Source organism: Flagellimonas sp., assembly GCF_965222555.1.
In the GTDB taxonomy this organism is placed as follows: domain Bacteria; phylum Bacteroidota; class Bacteroidia; order Flavobacteriales; family Flavobacteriaceae; genus Flagellimonas.
In genome coordinates, this window is record NZ_CBDCUG010000002.1 from 125030 (window position 1) to 146148 (window position 21119).

Consider the following 21119-nt stretch of genomic DNA (forward strand, 5'->3'; position numbering starts at 1 on the left):
TTAATTTAATGGCGTCGACGCTCTCTTACTGATATGAAACAGCGTTTGGTTTACGTTTTTGGTTCCCAATTTAAAGACTTTTACCTCTTTTCGTTGGGATTTTGAACCATAATTATGATATACTACGGCCTTCAAGTAAGTTGGAGTTAAGCTTTTATTTCCCAAATATTTTATATTGACTCTCCAATGACCTGAAAACGAATCATCTATCAAATATTCTACACAGGAATATCCAAAATCTTTTTCTCGACGAATGGAATCTGCATTTTCCTTGAGGCTGTGTTTCCATGTATAATATTGATTCTCCGGATTTACAAATTGTAGTTCAAACTCAGCTTCGCCATCATTCCATTCCAGTTTTAATCTGGTATTGTTGAAATCATCCTCGTCCACCGATATACTTGAAGTGGTATTCGTCATTCCCGTTTTCTCCAAAGCAACTAGGTTACTGAACTCTCTATTGATAATTTTTGAAAAATTACTTGAATCCATCTGCATCAAGCCTTTATCCACTAAATGAAAATAACGCGCATACAAGACCGCCGCTCTTTTCGAATTTTTAAGATTTCTATTGCTATTGGCCAAATCCAAATAAGATTGTCTGTATTGAGGTCTTAGCATAAAAGCTTCTCTGAATGCCTCGTGGGCCATATCATATCTTCCCTGTGATTCATAAATATAGGCCAACGCCTTTAGAAGAACGGCATTGTTTTGAAAAAGCCCATATCCATTTTCAATGATTTCATTCGCATACTCCTTTTGATTCCATTTTTCGTAGAAATATTGGTAGGAATCCAATAAAAAATAAGGCGAACTTGCATATTTTTTTGAGTGGGTTTCAAACAATTTTTTGGCATTTTCAAAACTGTTGGAACCTTCTAATTCTTGTAAATAGATAGGTGCATTTTTCATTACCTCTCCTGAAGCAAGTGCTGTACCATCATAATGGTTATTACGAAGTCTCATTCTATCCAAATACAAACCATTTTTATCCTTTGGAATCCTTGTTCCTGTCTTGGTGTTAATAATCATCACTCCTCCCTTGGCTAAATTACCATAACGCACCGTTCCAACTGCGGAAGGAATTACGGCAATGCGGTCAATGTTTTGAACATCAATAAAATCTGGGAAATCAGTAAATACTTGTCCGTCAATATCGAATACTACGGGCCAATTGCTTCTAAAAAAAACTGCCCTAGTCCCTATTGTATTACCTCTGCCAAACCCACTTCCCGCGGACACTCTAACCCCTGCAAATCTTCCTCTTATTATATTTTCCAAATTGTACTCCCCAGGTAAAAAGTCATCTGCCAACAACATTCTTACAGAATAGGAAGTTCTTGTTTTGTCCAAAAACCCAAAAGCAGTTTTTATAATATTTGGATTGTAAGGATAATCCATTTCCAATTCTTTCTGTCCATTACGCTTGTTTCTGGTAACTGTTACATTTTCCAACTTCTCCACTCTTGGAAACATTACAACATTTAAAGTTTTTGTAACATCTTCAACACGTATTTGTAGTGGTTCCATCCCATCGGCATTGTAAAACAACATGTCTCCAGTACTTGCAACAATATTATAACTTCCATCTGTATTTGAACTGGACGTAACACCTTGGTTGACCACCTGAATCCTAACATTCGCCATGGGTGTTTCCCCATTTGTAACCTTTCCTTTGATTAAGCGTTCTTTTGCAAAACCAGAGAAAATCATTAAAAAAGATGCAATAAAAATGAGATTACTTTTCATGGCCTTTAATTTAAGAACTACATCAATTAGCTGATATAGTGACTATTACTCCCTGTAAATTACTGAAAGAAAAATTGAGCAGCAATTTTAGTCTCCTAAATATTCCTTAATTCTGGGAATAAGCAGAAGCTCCGTTTGCCTCCCATTTACATATCTAAAACCATCCTCTCCATAAAATCCAGCTTCTTCCAACATGATCCGGATATCCCGTTTCCATTCCGGAATATTTACGGTTGTGTTCAATTCTATTGCATAAACGGTATTGGGGTTTAACGGATAGTTTTCTCCATCATCCTTCATTACACCACCCTGAGAATCCCACATACCAATAGTGGTACCGGCGGAATGACCATATGTGCCCAGAGGATGTGTATAGATAGCTGGGCGCAAACCTGCCACCTTCGCTTCTTGTAATGATTTGGCCAAAATTTCATTTCCCGTTCTACCAGTAATCATATTTTTTGTCAAAAAATCCTGAACCCTGTTCCCATCTTTTAGCGCTTCTCTCAAAAACTTGGGAGCTTTCTCTTCATTTGGCTTTAGCACATATGCCAATTCCTGGCAATCTGTATTTAGTCTCAAATAGGTAATCCCAAAATCGCAATGCAACAAATTACCAGGTTGAATGACCAAATCGTCCGGCCTTCCTGAAAACGAATACAAATGACCCACCAGTTCCTCGCTCGTCCGCTGTACATCCACGGTAGGGTGAAACCATGTTTCCAATCCCAAATCGGTTACCTTTTGCCGCATCCACCATTCAACTTCTGTGGTTGTGGTAACTCCAGGAGTTATGACTTTTTCAGAAAAGGCTTCAGCAATAATATCATGGGTAATATCAACCAGTTGGTTGTAGATGAACATCTCTCTTGGGGTACGAGTCTCTATCCAGCGTACAGCCAATTGCTCTGCTGAACTTACCCTGGAATGGTATTTTTTGGGTAGATTGGTCATAAACTCATCATAATCTGTTTTGTCCAATCCATCCGCAATGTTATGGTCCTTTGAAAAATTCAGGGCGATGGTATTCGGGTTTCGCTCCTCAATGAGCTCAACAAGTCTTTTCCACTGGTCAGGCTCTTTTTCTTTGTCCCAAGCCGATTGAATACTTTTACCGACATTGTACCTTGCAACAGCCAATTTTTCTATGGTCCCTTTCGCTTGGCTTCTGTAGAAAAGAAGAATGGTTCTTCGTCTTGCATTCAACCAGGTTGCCGGTAGCATTGTTTTTAGTACCGGGTCTTCATTGTATTCCCTTGAAATCAATACCCACATATCGATTCCTGTTTTGTCCATTAGTTCCGGAAGGAGAGTATTGAAGCGTTCTTCTAAAATTTCGTCAACGACTTTAGCCCGCTCCACTTCCGGTAGAACCTGCTGCGCATGCATAAAAGTCGAGAAAATAAGAAATAGGAAAAACGAAATTCTTTTCATGGGTGTTATTTATCCCCTGAATTTACAAAACTCCGCTTAGTTGTTGTAAAGTTTTTTTTCGTTGGATTTTGCCCGTTTCGGTTTGGGTGAAAGATTCCAAGGTATAGATTGCCTTCGGGACTTCATATTTATGCAAATCCTCCAAGTTTTTGATTTGTTCCAAAAGTTCTTCAGTGGAAATTCGGGAACCTTCAACAATCAATATCAACTTTTGCCCAAGGGACTCATCTGGAATACCCGTCACAAAAAAACGGGAATGGAGTATTGCAGACAATTTTTGTTCTATTTGCTCTGGAATCAATTTTACCCCTCCAGAATTTATAATCGAATCATACCTCCCCAGCCATTTAAACTTGCCTTCTCCCAAAAGTTCTACAATATCATTGGTGATTACTTTACCATCCGAAACCTTAGGAGCGGTTATGACCAAGCAATTTCTGTTATCTACGGAAATTTTGATATTGGGCAATATTTCAAAATGATCATTCCCTTTTTTGCCAATTTTCTTTACCGCTATATGGGTGATGGTTTCTGTCATCCCATAGGTCTCAAACATCTGAGTTGGAACTGAACCCAACTTTTCCCGTAAGCCCTTTGGTATAGAAGCTCCACCAATCAACAATGTTTTAATTTGATGCAGTTGTTCCAAAGAGTTCTTAACCTGAAGCGGTACCATGGCAACAAAATCAAATGTAGCAGCAGTATCTTTCAAGGGTGTGGATGATGGGTCCACATAATCCAAAGCCAATCCCAGTACCATAGCTCGTACCAACATCATCTTACCTGCTATACCGGAACAGGGAAGACAAAGTAATGCTTTGTTCCCTGAATGTAATTGGAAATATTCTCCTGTAGCTATGGCTGAATTCACCATATGCTCCTTTTTAAGACTGATGTTTTTTGGTTTTCCGGTAGAGCCTGAAGTCTGAACTTCCAGTAAGGGTTTAGAATTGACCCAATCCAAAAGGAATACTCCCATAGAAGCTTCAAAGGGCGTTCCTTCCCTTACAAAGCTATAGCCCAACTCTTCCAACTCATTAAAATTATAATGAGTGCCATTCAGCTTAAACTGAGGATGAATCTTATGCCACGTTGGATTCGCTTTCATTCAGGGCTACAAATTCTTCCTTGGTCAGTACCTTTCCAAATAATTTCTCCTTCCAGTTTTTCCATCCATACTTTTTCCCGAAGATGAACAGTAAAATGGGAAATATCACAAAAACTGGAATCAAAACATCCCATCCAAGTACAGGTTCGGAAACATCTCTATAAATGGAATCAGTTTGAAAAGCGGTCCAATCAGCAGTAACCAAAAGTGCCGTAATCAAATTATTGGCGGCATGGAATCCAAGAGCCAGCTCCAATCCTTCATCCATTAGGGTCAATATCCCCAAGAAAAATCCGGTTCCTATATAATAGATCATAATCCCAATGCCCAGTTTTTCCACTTCAGGGTTTGCGATATGCATCACACCAAATAAAACAGAGGTTACTACCAATGGTACCCAACGATTTTTTGCAAGAATACCCAATCCCTGCATCATATGTCCCCTAAACAAATATTCTTCAAAACTGGTTTGTAAAGGAATCAAAAGAATGGCAATAATGGCCAGAGGTATAAATTTGGACATATTGAAGTTCAGCACATAGTCGTCAGGTGAAAGGTAAATATCAATAGCCGTAAGCAATACCGTTAGACCACCCCAGAGAGCAAAGGCATAAAAAATACGTCTCCAATCAATCTTCTTTCTGGAAGTGGTCAAAGAAGTAATGGACTGCCTGTGCACCAGATATGTCCACCCCAATACCACAAACAAGCCTGCGGCCAAAGGTGCCAAAAGGATAATCAAAACTACATTGGAACCCAATTGGTCAATCATTTGTTGCATGGCATCTTCAACACTAATAGGTGAAGTAACTGTTGCCAAATAATTCAGCCCCATAAAACCAATAAACATCAAAGGGATGATAAAATACTTCCAAAGTCCAATATCACCTTTATATCCTTCTTCTATATACATAAATGTTCAATTAAATTTGTCTTCCAAGTTTTCGTGTTTCTATAAAAAAGCTTGCCTTCTGCAACCTCCAATGGACTTTCAAAATTATTGGTGAACAGGCTTCCGGTTCCCAGGCCTTGCAGCATTTTAGTGTTCAGGGAATAGGTCCACTGTGCAATGGCATTAAGTCCGATATTGCTCTCCAATGCACTGGTAATCCACCAACCTATGTTATTTTGTTCTGCCAAATCTATCCATTCTTTGCACCCTCCAAAACCACCTACCAAACTTGGTTTTAAAATAATGTACTGTGGTTTTATGGTTTGTAGCAATCTTTGTTTTTCCGTTACATCAAAAATGCCAATTAATTCTTCATCCAATGCAATGGGCAACGGAGTTTTTTTGCATAACGTTGCCATAGTGTTCCATTGATTGGGTTTAATGGGCTGTTCTATGGAATGGATTTGATATTCTGATAAGTGTTCCAGTTTTTCCATGGCATTCTCTTTAGAGAATGCACCATTGGCATCTACACGTAATTCTATCTGATCAACAGAGAATCTTTTCCGGATAGCTTTTAGAATGGAGAGTTCCTTATCAAAATCTATGGCCCCGATTTTCATTTTGATGCATTGAAAACCCCCTTTTAGTTTTTGTTCCAGTTGGGTTAACATAAAGCTTTCATCCCCCATCCATATTAAACCATTAATTGAAATTGGAGCTTCACTTTTTGTGAAAGCGGAAGGGAACAGTTCAAAAGGGTTTTTGGATTGAATGGATAGGAATGCCTGTTCCAAACCAAACTGAATGGAAGGAAATTCTACCAACTGTTTCAATAATGTATCCTGCCCCAAATGGATATTCTCGCAGGACCATTTAAGTTTTGACTCATAATCCGGAACATCATCAATACTCAACCCTCTTAAAATTCCACATTCTCCAATACCGTACTTTCCATCGTTTTCTAGGATGATGAACCATGTTTCCTTTTCCGTTAAAACCCCTCGTGATGTACCACCTGGAATTTTAAAATTGAGTATGTACTTTTTGTAGGTAGCTTTCATGCAGTTGCTCCAAATTTAGTCATATTTTAAATCTAAAATGACTCATTATTGGATGGTACTACTAGAAATAGATATAATTACACTTCGACAGGCTCAGTGTGACATTGCCTAACCTAAAATATAGGGAACAAAGAGAATCAATTAAAGTTGAACCAGAATCTGACCCCTTCATCGGCCTTGTCTATGTTCAATTTGGATTGCAACTGGTTGACTAACCTGTTCATTAACCTAATCCCCATAGAAGAATGGGTGCGTTCTTCGGTGTCTTCTGGTAAACCTACACCATTGTCGGTGTATTCAAAATAGCCCTGCTCACCATTTTTACGTAAGTGAATATAGATTTTCCCATTTTCATCGTTTTCAGGAAACGCATATTTAAAGGAGTTGGATACCAGTTCGTTCAAGATCAAACCAAATGGAATGGCCCGGTCAATATCAAGTTCTGTGCCTTCGGCATCAATGGTAATACTAATATTGTGTCCACCTTTTTTATAAACGGATTGTACACTGTTGATCAGGCTTTCAATGTAACCCTGCATTTCTATGACCGAAAGATCATCGTTTTGATAGAGTTTTTGATGAATCAATGCCATGGCCTTCACCCTGCTCTTTCCCTCTTCCAAAGCTTCTATGGCAGATTTGCTTCTTGTATTCTTGGTCTGTAGACTCAACAGACTGGAAACCATTTGTAGGTTGTTCTTTACCCTGTGATGGATTTCTTTCAGCAAAGAATCCTTTTCTACCAACGCATTTTCAATAATGTGCTTTTGTTCAGCTATCAAACGCTGATTTTTAATACTCTTAAGGTAGGCATACACCAATCCGGCAAAACCAAGAAGTGTAAAAATCAAAGAAATAAATACCAGGTTGATTCGCTCATCCTTTGCCTTCATTTCATCACGAGCTTGCTCGTTTATTCTTTTTTGTTCTTCTATCAAAAGTCGAGAATTTTCCATATCCTCATTGGCTACAATGGTCACCAATTGTTGTTTGATAATTGAAGACTGTTTTTGGGCCAAGGAATCTTTGATTCGTTCGTTTCGCTTGTAATAGGTAGCAGCATTTTTAAAATTCTCTATGCGGTCATAGTAGGCAGCCAACAAGCTATTGCGTTTGATACTTTGCAACATACTTATGCTATCAAAATCAAGGTCTAAATTCTTTTTTGCCGCAGAAAATTTCTCCAATCGTAAATTGGCATCCGCCAAATTAAGTGTATTCTCAATGACCTCGCTCTTATGGTTATTATTGGGTGAGGTTTTCAAGACTTCGATACTACTTTCCAAAAGTGGAATGGCCTCCTCATATTCATGAAGCAGTACGTGGCATTTCCCAATATTACCTTCAATCTCTGCTTTCAGAAAATCACTTTCAAAAAGCTGTTCCTCGGTTTTTTGAACAGAAATATCATTTACAAAAACTACAAGATATCCGTTGGCTTTTTTAAACTCACTAATAGCAGTCGGCGCAGAATTGTCCAACCTTAAGTAGTTGCCCACTTTATTATGGTACTTGGCCAGTTTAAAGTTCTCATTGTCGGCTATGGTAGGTTTGACCTCCATAATGTACTGGTTTCTTGCCTTGGTGTGTAACCCAAGATTACTGTATATATCGTAAAAAGCTATATCATCAGTAAATCCCAATTCCCGTTTTTTCTTTCTTATTTCAATTTGTTTGTCATACAACTGCAAATTGGCATAGTTGTCGTCCAAAACATTCAACACAATTTTTCTTAAATCATAATTCAAAGAATCTTTGGACTCAAAAAGCTCTTTTGCCAAAGCGGTACTTTTGTCGTACTCACCAAGGTCATTGTACAATTGGGTCTGCATAACACTGTACAAGCGTACCGCCACCGTATCATTTGTCTTTTGGGCATTGGACAGATAAACTTTAACGGTATCCAACCAATCGTAGGCAGAATTTTGATTGTATCTATTTATGGAATTAAAGAAAACCTCAAACCTACTTTCAGGTAAATTGGCATCCTGAAATTCTTTCAAAACACTGCGATCTTCATTTTCAATTGATTGTGCCGATACATTCAATAGAAGAACAAAAAACAATCCTGAAAATAACTTTCTGAGGTAATGTGCCATTAATTTAATCCGTAGTGCTTAATGGGAAATTTAAAACTCCCTGTTTGCTTTCCTTATATTTTATATATAAAGAACGTTGATTTATCAGCTAAATTAAATCCAATCTAAAAGACTTGTCCAGTATTGTTGTGAAAGTGTGATTTTCTGTTGTGAAAAGTGTTTGATTGTATGTAAAACTCCGTTTATCGATGTTTTGTGCATTTTATGGAGATAAGAAATACCCCAAACAAAAAAGGCCTTGCCATTTTGGACAAGACCCTTTTACGAGAACACTATATGAAAATGAAAAAATTACTTTTCTGAATTAATAACACTGCTAAAGTATGGGCGTTGCCAACGAATGGAAAACTATTGTTGTGAACACGTCAAAAGTTGTGGTAAGTTGATAAAATTGGATTGTGGCATAAAAAAAGTGCCAAAAGGCACTTTTATATTATCCAACAAAATATTTCTTCCTTAACTGTTCATGGAGGAAATAATGAATTCCTTAAAGTCCTTTGAAATTGGAATAAGGTTGTTGTTTATCATTATATCCTTTGAATTGATGGCATCTATGTGATCCACATTTACAATATAGGATTTGTGCGCTCTATAAAACTTGTTCTTGGGCAACTTCTCTAAATAATCTTTTAAAGGTGAGCGGACCAGAAATTTTTTATCCACAGTATTTACTTCCAAATACACATTATCTGCTTTTATAAACTGAATGTCTCCAAACTGGATTCGGTAGTACAGATGTTGCTTTTTAACAAAGATGGAATCTTTTAAAACTGAATTGGAGGTGAAAGTGTCACCTTCATTACCAGTGATCTCCTTGCTATTTTCCTTTCTTGCATAATTAAAATTGGAAAGTGCTATCTCTATGGATGTATAAAGATCTTGCTGTTCAAAAGGTTTGACCAAATAACCATCTGGCTTAACTGTTTTAGCATTCTCCACAGTAGCCCTGTCCGAGTTGGAGGTAACAAAAATAAACGGAATGTTATATGCATCCCTAATATGCTTTCCTAAATCTATGCCCGTTTTATCAGAAGCCAAAATAATGTCAATCAATACTAAATCAACATGATTGTTCTTTAAAACGTCAACAGCTTGTTCGTAAACTATTACATTGTCAACAATCTCATAGCCGATTTCCTCAAGCATGGATTGCATATCGTCTGCAATAATCACATTGTCCTCTACGATTAGTATTTTAATGGGGTGTTCCAAATTCCTTCAAGTTTAGTGAGTTGTTACTCAAAATTACAAAAAAATATTAACTGCCATGTAGAACAGAACAGAGAGTAAAAATGTGCTTAGAGCCAGTTTTTTTAGTTCTTTATCCAATTTTACGGGTTCCTGTGTCAACATTACTTTACGCAAATGGATAAAAATGGGTAGAAATGCCAGGAGGTAAAATGAATGTAAAACTGCTATTTTTTCCATCCATGTAAAGATCATAATGCATATAAACGCAATAGTGAGCAAAAGTAAATGGTAAATCTTACCATTCTTAAATCCCATTTTAACCACCAAGGTGTTTTTTCCGTGTTTCTGGTCTGATACCACATCCCTTAAATTGTTAAGGTTGAGAACCCCAACACAAAGTAACCCCATCGTAATTGAAGGTAGCACAGATACCCAATTCAACGTTTTTGTATAGAGAAACATGCTTCCCAAAACCCCAAGTAATCCAAAAAATAAAAACACAAAAACGTCTCCCAATCCCATATAACCATAGGGTTTTGACCCCATGGTATATTTAATTGCGGCCCATATGGATAGAACTCCGAGAACAAAAAACAAAAGAATAAGTTGAAGGTTTTCCTTTCCGAATGCTATATAAATCAAGTACATAGCAAGAATCATACTTATTATAACGGAGACAATAATTCCTTTCTTTAGGGAGGATTTTGTAAGTAACCCGCTCTGCAATGCCCTGGCAGGTCCAATTCTATCTTCATTATCGGTACCTTTTACGCCATCGCCATAATCATTCGCAAAATTGGAAGTAACTTGAAAACCTATCGTGGTAAAAAGCGCTAGAATGAAAATGGAAATATCAAAAAAACCTTGCTTGCCCGCCAATGCAGTACCCATTATTATCCCTGATAAGGACAATGGAAGCGTTCTTAACCTAGCAGCTTGTACCCAAGCCTTAACTTTTCCCAAATTAATACGGATCTTCTATTTTAACCCTTTTGCCATCTTGGTATGAAGCAACAAAAGCGTCTTTAAAGCCCATGTTCACCAATTGCTTTCTGAAGGATTGGGCCTCATTTAAGGTTTCAAAATTTCCAAGGGAGTAAGCATAGAATGGGTTTGTCTTTACAAACAATGTATTTGTCAAAGCTTCCGAAGCCAAGGTCACATTATTGTCAACAAAGGATTTTACTTGAACCGAGTAGATTTTCTCTTTATCCAAAAAAGCTTTGGCCAGATAAAATTCCTTAACAAGACTTAATTCTTCATTTTGTTCTTTTAGGTTATCAATCCTTGCCTTGATCACATCCAAACTATCTATGGAAACCAATAGGTTATTCTGATTTTCAAACGAGTTTTTGCTGCTCAGACCTGCCGTAAAAGAAGTTATGGCCAACGTTCCCACGACAAAAAGGGCAGTAAAACCCAATAGAATATTTCGCTGTAACCTAATCTTTTTCAGGTCTTTGTTCTTAAATTTTATCTGATCTAAAAGTCTTTCGTTGATTATTTGGGCCTTATCCAGATCCTTGTGGAGGTCCAACAAATCGCTTTCTTCAATAAAGGGCATATTAGGTGGGTATTATTTCTGAGATTATGCTAAAAGCATAGATGTCAACAAGTTAATCTGTGCTTTTACAAATGTAAAATTTTTGTGTGAAGAAAAAAACTTAACGGTATCTATTTAATTGGGCGGTTTTTCAAGACTTCATGAAAAGGCACATCTACAACAAATAAATTCCGTCTTCCTTAATGTTTATTTTCCTCTCTTTATATAGCGCCCCAATAGCTTTTTTGAATGATTTTTTACTCAGGTGTAGCTGGGCTTTGATCTCCTCCGGCGAAGATTTATCGTGTAGCGCCAGATAGCCTCCATTTTGCTGAAGTTTTTTGAAAATCATTTCTGCGGTCGGTTCCAACATCTGAATACCAATGGGCTGTAGGGAAACATCAATCTTATTGTCTGGCCTTATACTTTTAATATATCCTCTCAATTGATCACCAATGGCAATTGGTTTAAAAACATCGCTCTCAAAAACCAATCCTTTGTATTTGTCCTCAATAATTACCTCCCAGCCAAGAGGAGTTCTTCTGCTGACCAATAGATTTACCTCATTGTTCACCTGCAAATCAAACCCTTCATTAGACAAAAATCTGTTTAACCTACTGGAGCCTGTCAATCGGAACGTTTCTTCATCCAAATAACAGTGTACAACATACTTTTTACCATCTTCCATCTTATTTGCCTGCTCCCTGAACGGAACCAGCAGATGTTTTTCCAATCCCCAATCCAAAAACGCGCCATAGCTCCCAACCTCAACTACTCTTAAATATGCAAAACTATTACGCACTATATCTGGCTTTAAGGTAGTGGCTATGGGTCGCTCATTGTTATCCAGATAACAAAACACTTCCAAATCAGCATCAATCTCAAAATCCTCGGGGACATATTTATTGGGAAGCAATACCTCCGTGCCATCACCATCACCTAAAAAAAGACCAACGCTGGTACTACGAAGCACCTTTAATGTATTGTAATTTCCCAACTCTATCATAGCGCAAAGGTAGATTGAAAAACGGGTATAAAAAAGGCTGCTTTAAAGCAGCCTTTTCTTGGTTGTATATTTTCTATTAATTATAAACAGATTCTTTCCCGAAATGTCTGGCCAACATATAATAAATAACCGCTCTGTACTTGTTCTTATCCGATCTTCCATAAATGTCTATGACCTTATTGACCGCATCCAACAGCTCTGGCCCATCTGCAAGTCCCAGCTTGCCCATTAGAAAGTTGTTTTTAACCGTTTCCAATTCCTTCTCACTTGAACCTGATACTTTGGAAGAATCCAAATTATAGATAGAGGGGCCAAGCCCAACGGTGACTTTGGTGAGCAAATCCATATTCGGGGTTTCGCCAAATTTAGCCTTAATATCAGCTGCGTATTTTTCAATCAATTCGTCTCTTCTACTCATTTGGTTGGTATTATTTTATGTCAAAATTGGTATGGTTCTAAGATATAAAATCAAAGTAATCGAGCAAAATCTTGTTGTTCTCCAAACGAGGTGTGCGTACTTCCAAAATTTTAGGGTTTTCAGACGTTGCATAAAAGTCAGTCAGGCAAGTTTTTAGCTCTTCTTCACTTGTTGCTTTCTGATATGAAAACCCGTACATTTTAGCAAGATGGCCAGCAGTAAATTGATGGGTGGTTTCAAAAAACGCATCAAATTCTTCCGTATTTTCTTTGCCGGGCAGAATCCTGAAGATTCCACCTCCAGAATTATTAATTATGGTTACTCTAAAATCAGGTCTTATATAATTGTTCCAAAGCCCATTACTATCATAGAAGAAACTTAAATCCCCAGTGATCAATAAGGTTGGGGTTTTCGAATAAATGGATCCTCCAAGAGCGGTAGAAGTACTTCCGTCAATTCCACTTGTACCCCTATTGCAATATATTTTTAATGATGGATCCATTGGGAATAATTGGGTGTACCGTACTGTTGAACTATTTGCCAAATGAACCTGATACCCTTTGGGTATACTTTGCTGTACTTGGTCAAAAACTGTAAAATCCGAAAAACCAACCTTCTCTAGGTAAGCTACCCTTTTTTGCTGATAGCTTTCCTTTACCTTGCTCCACTTTGTTAGATAGCCGTTTTCCGAAGGACTTGTTTCAGCAAGTAATGTCCGGAAAAACTTATTTGGCTCCTGTTTGATATGCCTAGAAAGACAGAAAAAAGTATCATACGCCTTTTGGGGATCTATATGCCAATGTTGTTTGGGTTGATATTTTCGTAAAAATGCCTTTATTTTTTTTGAAACGATCAAACCTCCAAAAGTCACCAACAAATCAGGTTGTAAAGCTTTGAAAAGCTCATCGCTGTTGTCTGATTTTTCAATGGGTGCTATAATGCTGTCAATACTTGGGAAAAAATTGGGGTGATGCAGATTGGAAGTTGTCTCCGTAAACACCAAAACACTGTCATCATTTGCAAACCTGTCCAAGATATCATCCGAAACTGTATTTGGTGAATTCACCCCTACCAAAACCATTTTTCGGTTGCTGGCATTCCATATAGATTTCAACTCCTCCAGGTTTTCAATCTCGGCATCTTCCACAACAGGTTTCCTTGCGGATGCTATCTCCACTTTTGGAGTTTCAACAACTCCATATAAAGGTTCTTCAAATGGAATATTGACATGAACCGGTGTTTTTTCCATAATGGCAATATTCAAAGCCAGTTCAATTTCTTTTTCATTGTATTGTTGAATTATGTCTTGTGTATCTCCATTGTTCAAAATAGCATCCCGAGCATGATCAACATCCTGCTTTAAGTTGGCCGAATAGCCAATATGCCTTTTAAAAACATTGTCCTGCCTTATAGTTTGACCATCTCCAATATCAATTTTGTGGCTAGGTCTGTCTGCGGACACCACAATCAGAGGAATGTCGCTGTAGAATGACTCTGCCACGGCCGGATAGTAGTTTAAAAGTGCGCTCCCTGAGGTACAAACTACAGCAACCGGTTCATTTAACTGTTGGGCCATGCCCAAGGCAAAAAAACCAGCGCAACGTTCATCCACAATGCTAAAGCACTTGAAAAAAGGATTTTTTGTAAAGCTCAGGGTTAATGGGGCATTTCTAGAGCCCGGAGAAATCACAATATTTTTGATTCCCACAGATTGAAAATAAAGAACCAGAGTTTGCGCAGAGGGAATATCCGAATATATCATTGGTCACAAAAATACGTTCCAAAAACGTATTCCCTAAATTTCTGCTCCATGAAATTAAATGATATTGAGCATCGTCATGCTTTTGTTCTGTGTTTCAGTCCACTCACTTTCTGGATCGGATGCAGCTGTGATTCCACCGCCCACAAAAATGGTTGCCTTTTCATCTGTAAGCTCCATACATCTGAGATTCACAAAGAGATGGGTTTCTTTGTTATCTCTCATATTTAATTCTCCCAAAAAACCAGTATAATATGTCCGTTTATAATTTTCATTGTCCATGATAAAAGTCTTGGCCGCTTGCATTGGGATTCCACAAACTGCCGGTGTGGGGTGCAAGGCGCCAACAATATCCCCTATCTTGGCTTTAGCCAGTAACTTTCCTTTTATTTCTGATTTTAGGTGCCAAAGATTTCCTGCTCTAACGGATTCAGCTCTACCCAAATTCAATTCTTCCATGCTTCCAGATAATCTTTCCTCGATATAACTTGAAACCATTTCCTGTTCTTCAATTTCCTTAGTTCCCCATTTTGGCTCCACCCCTTCTTTAAAAGGTAGCGTCGCCGCCAAGGACATAGTGCTCAGTATCCCATTTTCGATGCGCATTAAAGTTTCTGGAGTGGCTCCGCACCATGTGCCCACTTTTGGGTGAAAAAACAAATAACAGAAAGCATTGGGGTAACTGTTTAAAAGGGTTATAAAAATTTCGATGGGACTTTTTGACAATTTCACCTTTACCTTTCTAGATAAAACCACCTTTTTCAATGCTCCTTTCCCAATTGCTGCAATTCCTTTTTCAACAAGCTTCAAATGAACATCTTTGTCTTGGCTAAGGGTGAAATTTTCAGATCGGTTTCTTGTTTTTTCCTTTTGAAAAACAACGGAATGAACTTCATCCGGTTTTACCACAATAGCATTATTGTTCAAATCAAAAGGAGCAAAAACAAACCCCTTATCTTCAAAATCTGAAATGGTATGTAAGCTATTGTCAGATTGAAAAATACAGTTTACTTGATTTTCCAATGGTTTGCGATATAAGGAAAAAGGAAGTTCGCCATTAAAACACGAATCCACCTTCTTCAGCAACTCATGGAAATCTTTATTTTCTTGGTAGGGCAATGGTGGTGAGTTTACAGTTGGAAATTAAATCTCCTTCTTCATTGGTAATCTTTATTTCCCATAGCTGGGTGGTCCTGCCTTTGTGAACAATGGTAGCCCTGGCATATACATACCCCTCTCGGATTCCTTTAACATGGTTTGCGGCTATCTCGATGCCGCGCACAAAAAATTCCTGTCCATCTAAAAACACGTAGGAAGCAGCACTACCTACACTCTCTGCCAAAGCTACTGAAGCCCCTCCATGCAGGACACCATCAGGTTGATGGACTTTTGGAGTAACCGGCATTTTTGCCACCAAAAAATTCTCTCCAACATCTACATAGCTAATTTCCAACGTCTCCATCAATGTGTTCTTGCAAATACTGTTGCAAACGGACAGAATTTTCTCTTTATGCTCGTTCATCCTTCTAATTTTTGTAAAATTACGTAAAGCTAAGGCAATATTAGTTTATGGAATCAAAGGAAAAAACGGTAACCTATACTGCTAAAAACACATATGTCTCATTAAATGCACTTACTTCCGAAACAAAAAATGTTTGGATGGTTTTTCACGGCATTGGGTATTTAAGCAAGTATTTTATAAAATACTTTATGGGGTTAGATGCTAAAGAAAATTACATTATTGCACCTCAGGCCCCTTCCAAGTATTATCTAAAAAATGAATATAAATATGTTGGCGCTAGTTGGTTGACCAAGGAAAACACTCTTGCCGAAACAGATAATGTTCTTAACTATATCGATGCTGTTTTTGAGGCTGAACAGATACCCTCTAACATAAACCTAATTCTTCTTGGGTTTTCACAAGGGGTATCGGTTGCCATGCGATGGATGGCAAAAAGAAAACTAAGATGCCATACCTTGATTCTTTACGCTGGAGGCATACCAAAAGAGTTAACACCTGAAGATTTTGAATTCTTGAATCAGGAGTCCATCAAAATAAAGTTGGTTTATGGAGTTCATGATGGATACCTTAATGCAGAACGATTGAACTCTGAAAAGAATAAAATTGACCATCTTTTTGGCAACAGGGTAGAAATCATCCCTTTTGATGGTGGCCACGAAATGAAACCTGAAATCATCCAAAATTTAATTTGACCAATGGAAAACTCAAAGCGGCATATTTCACATGTAACCTTAGTGGTCAGGGATTATGATGAAGCTATAGCATTTTATACCCAAAAGCTTGGTTTTTCGCTTGTTGACGACATTGATTTAGGAAATGGTAAAAGATGGGTGTTGGTTGCACCAAAGAACTCTCAAGCCAGCATCTTATTGGGAAAAGCTGTTGGGAAAGAACAAGAAGCTACTATTGGAAACCAGACTGGAGGTAGGGTCTTTCTCTTTTTGCATACCAATGATTTTTGGAAAGACTACCAATCCATGAAGGAAAAAGGTGTTGTTTTTAAAGAAACTCCAAGAGAAGAAAGTTATGGTACTGTTGTAGTTTTTGAAGACCTCTACGGAAATTTATGGGATTTGTTGCAATTGAAATAACCTTGCTAATTTGGTGTTTCCTCAATTTTCTCTAAAGGGTAATACGTTATTCTGCGCGTGGTATAGGTATTATCTGGAGTGATGATTTGCTTGATCCAATTCCTTTCCGGGCTGCTGTCAAACTGAAAAATATATTCTTTCACAAACTCTGAATTAGATGTTTTGGTTGTGACCTTGCTTAATACTCCATTAAGGTCATAAGCATAGAACAACTTCTTTTCTGAAACAAATTTCTTTTTGGCAACATCATATATGAAAACCTCTTCAGAAGCAAGTTTCCCATCTGAATTAAAAACTTTTTCTACCGCCTCATTGGGTTCTCCATCAATGTATTCTTTGGTCAGTATCTTTTCTCCCGTGTTTTTTCCCTGTTTAATTATGGATTTGCGAATCGATTTTTCCATCACTCCATTTACCAAAACGCTTGTGGTGACTTCATCTTTATATGTGGCATATTCCAATGTGGTTTCATCTACACCACCTTCATTTGAAGTTGTTATTTTAGTCAGTTTATTTTCGGCGTCAAATGTATATTCCTGTTGCTCCAGGAATTCTTTGTCATAAGAAATGATCTTTTCAATAATCTTTCTTTGCGGTACGGTGTCCATCGTATAAAAATTGGCCATTGAGGTGGCTTCATCGAGCAGATTATCCTTATAGCTTTCCATTCTTTTTTCCACAAGCTCTCCACCATCATATTTATAATAGGTAATATCCTGGTCGGTTTCGTTGTATTGGGTAATGGTCTTGGTCAAAAAACCTTCTTCATTAAACTCATAAAGCTCTCTGCCATAATCCGTGATTACCAAGCATGATTTAACCTTGCCCTTCAAATCAAAATCTTGGACGTTAAATATCTGAATCTCTTGGGACCATGAGTTTAAAGTGAACAACAAGAGAAAAAATAGAGCGTAGTTTTTCTTCATGCCATAAAATTAAACAAAAGGAGTGCCAAAGGCTGCGTAATCAATCAAAATTTACGCTCGGGAGCAAAAGGATTAATATTCATGGACAACTTTTTATCCGAGATCAATTCTGTCACCAATTTACCAGTTGCCGGTCCCAAACTCCATCCCATCATAGCATGCCCTGTAGCCAGAGTCAAATTCCCAAATTGTTTGGATGCACCAATGTAAGGCAGTCCATCAGGAGTAACAGGACGTAATCCACATTGGGCATTGCTTTTATCCTCTTCAGAGATTTTAAGGCCTTCATAGTAGCGCTCTGCACCTCTTGCAATTGCCTCAACACGTTCCCTCCTGATGTCATGGTTGATTCCGGAAAATTCCATGGTGCCGGCAAAACGGGTGTATCCCTGCATGGGCGTAACGGCCATCTTTGCCTCCATTAAAATAGCTGGCATAGAAATATTTGTTGGGCTTTCAACATTTATCCGATAGCCTTTTCCTGCTTGCAATGGCATATTTAAATTTAGTTTTTTGGAAAGTTGTGAGGTCCATGAGCCAGCTGCAAAAACAACTTCATCCGCTTTATAATTGTCTTTATTTGTTTTTACCTCTGTAATCTTATCGCCGCTGACCACAACATCCAAAACCTCTTCGTTTTTATTGATTTTCACACCACACTTGGGCAAATAATCAATCATACGTTCCATAAACTGGGTAGGTGTGGTATGACCATCACATTCGTAGTGCACGGCCCCCAAGGCATTAAGTTTGATATTTGGCTCTACCTTGCCCAATCCTTCACTGTCCAGAGTGTTTACTTCCAGCCCCATATCACCAGCTATTCTGGCAACTTCCATTTCATGGTCTCCTTCTTTTTGGGTTTGGTATACCATCAAAAGTCCTTTGCGCTCTAAATGAAAGTCTCCCAAATCACCAGAGGCTTTTATTCCCTCAAAAAGCTCCCGACTCAACAAATTTATATCCTTGATGATCGGCATTGCTTGTTTTACCTTGCTTGTCGTTGAGGATTTTTTAAAGTACCATGCCCATTTCATGAAGTCCATGTCCAATCTAGGTTTCATGTAAAATGGACTAGCAGAGTTGAACATGTATTTGATTCCTTTGGAAATCATCCCAGGAGAAGCCAAGGGAATAATATGGCTTGGGGTAATATAACCGGCATTGACGTGGGATGCGCCTCCATCCATATTGGATTTATCCAGGACGGTTACGTTATGACCTTCTTTTTGTAAAAAATAAGCAGAGGAAAGACCAATGATCCCTCCTCCTACTATAATCACATTTTTGTTTCTGCTCATGCTATATCACTTGGAATCCATGTGCATAGGGATCATCTTCGGTATCAATTGTAATTGTATTTCTACCATAAATTTTTGCCCATCCCTGAACACTGGGAACAATCGCCTTTTTGCCGTTAAGCGTGGTCTCTTGTTCTATCTTTCCCACAAATTTAGATCCTATATAGCTTTCATGCACGTATTCTTCACCTAATTTTAGCATTCCTTTTGCATGTAATTGTGCCATTCGGGCAGAAGTGCCTGTTCCACATGGTGAACGATCTATTGCCTTATCCCCATAAAAGACTGCATTTCTTCCCGAAGAACCTTCATGGATGGGATTTCCCGTCCAAAGCATATGGGATACCCCATCAATATTTGAGTTTTCTGGATGGATAAACGTTGAAGGGTATTTGTCATTGATTCGTTTTCTGATTTCCTGGGAAAATTGAACCAATTGACTTGCGATAAAATCATGGACCCCAGAAAAATTCTGTTGAGGATCTACAATGGCATAAAAATTTCCACCAAAGGCAACATCAAAGCTTAACTCACCCAACGCAGAACTTTCCACTGTCAGGTTTTCGGAAGCTAAATAACTTTTAACGTTCGTAAGCTTCACCCATTCTACCTTTTCATTAGGTTGGTGATAATCAATTTCCACTAATCCGGCCGGGGCCTCCATCCTAACTTTTCCGGGCACTTTGGGTTTGATCAGCCCTTCTTCCAATGCTATGGTCATGGTTCCAATTGTTCCATGACCACACATGGGTAGACATCCACTTGTTTCAATAAAAAGGACGGCTACGTCATTTTCAGGATTATGCGGAGGATAGAGAATGCTCCCACTCATCATGTCGTGGCCCCGTGGTTCAAACATAAGCCCTGTCCGAATCCAATCGAACTCTTTCATGAAATGCTGGCGTTTCTCCTCCATAGAAGCCCCTTTTAACTTGGGACCACCTTCCATTACCAGTCTAACGGGGTTTCCGCAGGTATGTGCATCAATACATTTAAACGTATGTATACTCATTTACAAAGCTGGGATTTCTGGTCTTGTTTTTACACCTTCTTCAATAATTGACAATACTCTTTTACGCTCTTCTCCTTGCAGGGGAAGTCTAGGCAAACGGACATTTTCTGTACCAATTCCAGTGGCAACTTCGGCTAATTTAATATTCTGTACCAATTGAGGGTTGATATCAAGCTCCAAAAGTGGCATAAACCAGCGATAAATTGCAGTTGCCTCTGCTACTCTACCCGCCTTTACCAATTCGCAAATGGCTACGGTCTCTCTTGGAAAAGCGCATACCAAGCCAGCAACCCAGCCATCTGCACCCATCAAAAGGCTTTCCATGGCCAGCGTATCGACCCCACTCAATATTTTTAGTCGGTCACCAAATCTGTTTCTTATCCTGGTGATATTTGTTATATCTCGTGTAGATTCTTTTACCGCCTGTATATTATCGTTCTTCAACAACTCTTCAAACATGTCCAAAGTAACTTCTATCTTGTAATCTACAGGGTTGTTGTAAACCATAATTGGAAGTGATGTACTCTTGGCCACCGCTTCAAAATAGGCCATAGTTTCATAATCTGTGGAGTTATATCGCATGGGTGGAAGCATCATCAATCCGCTTGCACCATACTTTTCCGCGTTTTCAGCTGCCTTGATGGCTCTTTTAGTGGTCTGTTCCGCTATATTCATAACCACGGGAACTTTTCCATCAACCAAGTCAACCGTACATTCAATGAGTGTCTTTTTTTCATCTTCTTCCAATGTGCTGGCCTCTCCCAAGGTGCCTCCCAAAATAATACCACTAACACCAGCATCTAACTGCGCATTAATGTTTGTGGAAAACATTTCTAGGTCCAATGTATCTTCATTGGTGAATTTTGTGGTAACCGCGGGCATCACACCCTTCCAATCAAATTGCATCATAATATTTTTACTTTGGTCCAAAAGTAAAGCATCCTTTTCGGTAGAAATTCCTGAAAATTATCCAATAACGATACTATTTTACCTTATTAATAACA

At 38.3% G+C, this 21119-nt stretch carries 20 protein-coding genes; 2 read left to right on the plus strand and 18 right to left on the minus strand.

The genetic code is table 11. From position 1 onward, the window contains the following. The 14 genes from ACOQO1_RS03055 to ACOQO1_RS03120 form a co-directional block, all read right to left on the minus strand. Positions 1-1749: a hypothetical protein gene (locus ACOQO1_RS03055; protein WP_420601389.1), complete on the minus strand. Its 1749-nt coding sequence runs from the start codon at positions 1747-1749 to the stop codon at positions 1-3. Between the two features lie 87 nt (positions 1750-1836). Further along, a complete protein-coding gene (locus ACOQO1_RS03060; protein WP_420601390.1) occupies positions 1837-3183 on the minus strand; it encodes a M24 family metallopeptidase in 1347 nt (448 codons plus the stop codon). Positions 3184-3205: 22 nt separating this feature from the next. Then, positions 3206-4291, minus strand: coding sequence for an AMP-binding protein (locus tag ACOQO1_RS03065; RefSeq protein WP_420601391.1), 1086 nt, complete (start codon positions 4289-4291; stop codon positions 3206-3208). Next, positions 4266-5204, minus strand: coding sequence for a CPBP family intramembrane glutamic endopeptidase (locus ACOQO1_RS03070; protein WP_420601392.1), 939 nt, complete (start codon positions 5202-5204; stop codon positions 4266-4268). The genes ACOQO1_RS03065 and ACOQO1_RS03070 overlap by 26 nt, the downstream gene beginning before the upstream one ends. Beyond that, positions 5195-6247: an o-succinylbenzoate synthase gene (locus tag ACOQO1_RS03075; RefSeq protein ID WP_420601393.1), complete on the minus strand. Its 1053-nt coding sequence runs from the start codon at positions 6245-6247 to the stop codon at positions 5195-5197. The genes ACOQO1_RS03070 and ACOQO1_RS03075 overlap by 10 nt, the downstream gene beginning before the upstream one ends. A gap of 137 nt (positions 6248-6384) precedes the next feature. Beyond that, a complete protein-coding gene (locus tag ACOQO1_RS03080) occupies positions 6385-8346 on the minus strand; it encodes a sensor histidine kinase (RefSeq protein ID WP_420601394.1) in 1962 nt (653 codons plus the stop codon). 456 nt (positions 8347-8802) lie between these two features. Beyond that, entirely contained in the window at positions 8803-9558 is a 756-nt protein-coding gene (locus ACOQO1_RS03085; protein WP_420601395.1) for a LytR/AlgR family response regulator transcription factor, read from the minus strand. 33 nt (positions 9559-9591) lie between these two features. Next, on the minus strand, positions 9592-10500 hold the full coding sequence (locus tag ACOQO1_RS03090; RefSeq protein ID WP_420601396.1) for a 1,4-dihydroxy-2-naphthoate polyprenyltransferase: 909 nt from the start codon (positions 10498-10500) through the stop codon (positions 9592-9594). A gap of 1 nt (position 10501) precedes the next feature. Next, positions 10502-11101: an SPOR domain-containing protein gene (locus ACOQO1_RS03095; protein WP_420601397.1), complete on the minus strand. Its 600-nt coding sequence runs from the start codon at positions 11099-11101 to the stop codon at positions 10502-10504. A 154-nt stretch (positions 11102-11255) separates the two neighbouring features. Further along, positions 11256-12086, minus strand: a complete 831-nt coding sequence (locus ACOQO1_RS03100) for a S1 RNA-binding domain-containing protein (protein WP_420601398.1) — start codon at positions 12084-12086, stop codon at positions 11256-11258. 76 nt (positions 12087-12162) lie between these two features. After that, positions 12163-12504 carry a DUF2853 family protein gene (locus tag ACOQO1_RS03105; RefSeq protein ID WP_420601399.1) on the minus strand — a complete coding sequence of 114 codons (342 nt, stop codon included), beginning with the start codon at positions 12502-12504 and terminating at the stop codon, positions 12163-12165. A gap of 37 nt (positions 12505-12541) precedes the next feature. Further along, entirely contained in the window at positions 12542-14266 is a 1725-nt protein-coding gene (menD, locus tag ACOQO1_RS03110) for a 2-succinyl-5-enolpyruvyl-6-hydroxy-3-cyclohexene-1-carboxylic-acid synthase (protein ID WP_420601400.1), read from the minus strand. A 54-nt stretch (positions 14267-14320) separates the two neighbouring features. After that, positions 14321-15382: a chorismate-binding protein gene (locus ACOQO1_RS03115; RefSeq protein WP_420601401.1), complete on the minus strand. Its 1062-nt coding sequence runs from the start codon at positions 15380-15382 to the stop codon at positions 14321-14323. Further along, the gene (locus ACOQO1_RS03120; RefSeq protein WP_420601402.1) at positions 15363-15785 is read right to left on the minus strand and encodes a PaaI family thioesterase; all 423 of its coding nucleotides are present in this window, start codon (positions 15783-15785) and stop codon (positions 15363-15365) included. Before ACOQO1_RS03120 ends, ACOQO1_RS03115 begins: the two co-directional genes overlap by 20 nt. A 47-nt stretch (positions 15786-15832) precedes the next feature. Here ACOQO1_RS03120 and ACOQO1_RS03125 point away from each other — a divergent pair, with 47 nt between their 5' ends. Together ACOQO1_RS03125 and ACOQO1_RS03130 are read left to right on the plus strand one after the other, a co-directional pair. After that, entirely contained in the window at positions 15833-16477 is a 645-nt protein-coding gene (locus tag ACOQO1_RS03125; RefSeq protein WP_420601403.1) for an alpha/beta hydrolase, read from the plus strand. Between the two features lie 3 nt (positions 16478-16480). Further along, positions 16481-16876 carry a VOC family protein gene (locus tag ACOQO1_RS03130; RefSeq protein ID WP_420601404.1) on the plus strand — a complete coding sequence of 132 codons (396 nt, stop codon included), beginning with the start codon at positions 16481-16483 and terminating at the stop codon, positions 16874-16876. A 5-nt stretch (positions 16877-16881) separates the two neighbouring features. Here the strand turns inward: ACOQO1_RS03130 and ACOQO1_RS03135 are convergent, their stop codons facing one another. Genes ACOQO1_RS03135 through ACOQO1_RS03150 form a run of 4 tightly spaced genes read right to left on the minus strand, consistent with a single transcriptional unit; the run spans position 16882 to position 21021 of the window. After that, on the minus strand, positions 16882-17802 hold the full coding sequence (locus ACOQO1_RS03135) for a hypothetical protein (RefSeq protein ID WP_420601405.1): 921 nt from the start codon (positions 17800-17802) through the stop codon (positions 16882-16884). A 44-nt stretch (positions 17803-17846) separates the two neighbouring features. Then, on the minus strand, positions 17847-19103 hold the full coding sequence (locus tag ACOQO1_RS03140) for an NAD(P)/FAD-dependent oxidoreductase (RefSeq protein WP_420601406.1): 1257 nt from the start codon (positions 19101-19103) through the stop codon (positions 17847-17849). A gap of 1 nt (position 19104) precedes the next feature. Continuing rightward, a complete protein-coding gene (locus ACOQO1_RS03145) occupies positions 19105-20115 on the minus strand; it encodes a 4-hydroxyproline epimerase (RefSeq protein WP_420601407.1) in 1011 nt (336 codons plus the stop codon). Next, complete coding sequence (locus ACOQO1_RS03150; RefSeq protein WP_420601478.1) at positions 20116-21021, minus strand: dihydrodipicolinate synthase family protein; 906 nt, start codon at positions 21019-21021, stop codon at positions 20116-20118. It lies immediately after the preceding gene. Positions 21022-21119: the final 98 nt, after the last annotated feature.

Bases quoted from the DNA above. Each gene is read 5' to 3' on its own strand.
- ACOQO1_RS03150 (WP_420601478.1), bottom strand. From the start codon at position 21,021: ATGCAATTTGATTGGAAGGGTGTGATGCCCGCGGTTACCACAAAATTC.
- ACOQO1_RS03095 (WP_420601397.1), bottom strand. From the start codon at position 11,101: ATGCCCTTTATTGAAGAAAGCGATTTGTTGGACCTCCACAAGGATCTG.
- ACOQO1_RS03080 (WP_420601394.1), bottom strand. From the start codon at position 8,346: ATGGCACATTACCTCAGAAAGTTATTTTCAGGATTGTTTTTTGTTCTT.
- ACOQO1_RS03140 (WP_420601406.1), bottom strand. From the start codon at position 19,103: ATGAGCAGAAACAAAAATGTGATTATAGTAGGAGGAGGGATCATTGGT.
- ACOQO1_RS03105 (WP_420601399.1), bottom strand. From the start codon at position 12,504: ATGAGTAGAAGAGACGAATTGATTGAAAAATACGCAGCTGATATTAAG.
- ACOQO1_RS03130 (WP_420601404.1), top strand. From the start codon at position 16,481: ATGGAAAACTCAAAGCGGCATATTTCACATGTAACCTTAGTGGTCAGG.
- menD (WP_420601400.1), bottom strand. From the start codon at position 14,266: ATGATATATTCGGATATTCCCTCTGCGCAAACTCTGGTTCTTTATTTT.
- ACOQO1_RS03100 (WP_420601398.1), bottom strand. From the start codon at position 12,086: ATGATAGAGTTGGGAAATTACAATACATTAAAGGTGCTTCGTAGTACC.
- ACOQO1_RS03060 (WP_420601390.1), bottom strand. From the start codon at position 3,183: ATGAAAAGAATTTCGTTTTTCCTATTTCTTATTTTCTCGACTTTTATG.
- ACOQO1_RS03070 (WP_420601392.1), bottom strand. From the start codon at position 5,204: ATGTATATAGAAGAAGGATATAAAGGTGATATTGGACTTTGGAAGTAT.
- ACOQO1_RS03125 (WP_420601403.1), top strand. From the start codon at position 15,833: ATGGAATCAAAGGAAAAAACGGTAACCTATACTGCTAAAAACACATAT.
- ACOQO1_RS03135 (WP_420601405.1), bottom strand. From the start codon at position 17,802: ATGAAGAAAAACTACGCTCTATTTTTTCTCTTGTTGTTCACTTTAAAC.
- ACOQO1_RS03065 (WP_420601391.1), bottom strand. From the start codon at position 4,291: ATGAAAGCGAATCCAACGTGGCATAAGATTCATCCTCAGTTTAAGCTG.
- ACOQO1_RS03120 (WP_420601402.1), bottom strand. From the start codon at position 15,785: ATGAACGAGCATAAAGAGAAAATTCTGTCCGTTTGCAACAGTATTTGC.
- ACOQO1_RS03075 (WP_420601393.1), bottom strand. From the start codon at position 6,247: ATGAAAGCTACCTACAAAAAGTACATACTCAATTTTAAAATTCCAGGT.
- ACOQO1_RS03145 (WP_420601407.1), bottom strand. From the start codon at position 20,115: ATGAGTATACATACGTTTAAATGTATTGATGCACATACCTGCGGAAAC.
- ACOQO1_RS03055 (WP_420601389.1), bottom strand. From the start codon at position 1,749: ATGAAAAGTAATCTCATTTTTATTGCATCTTTTTTAATGATTTTCTCT.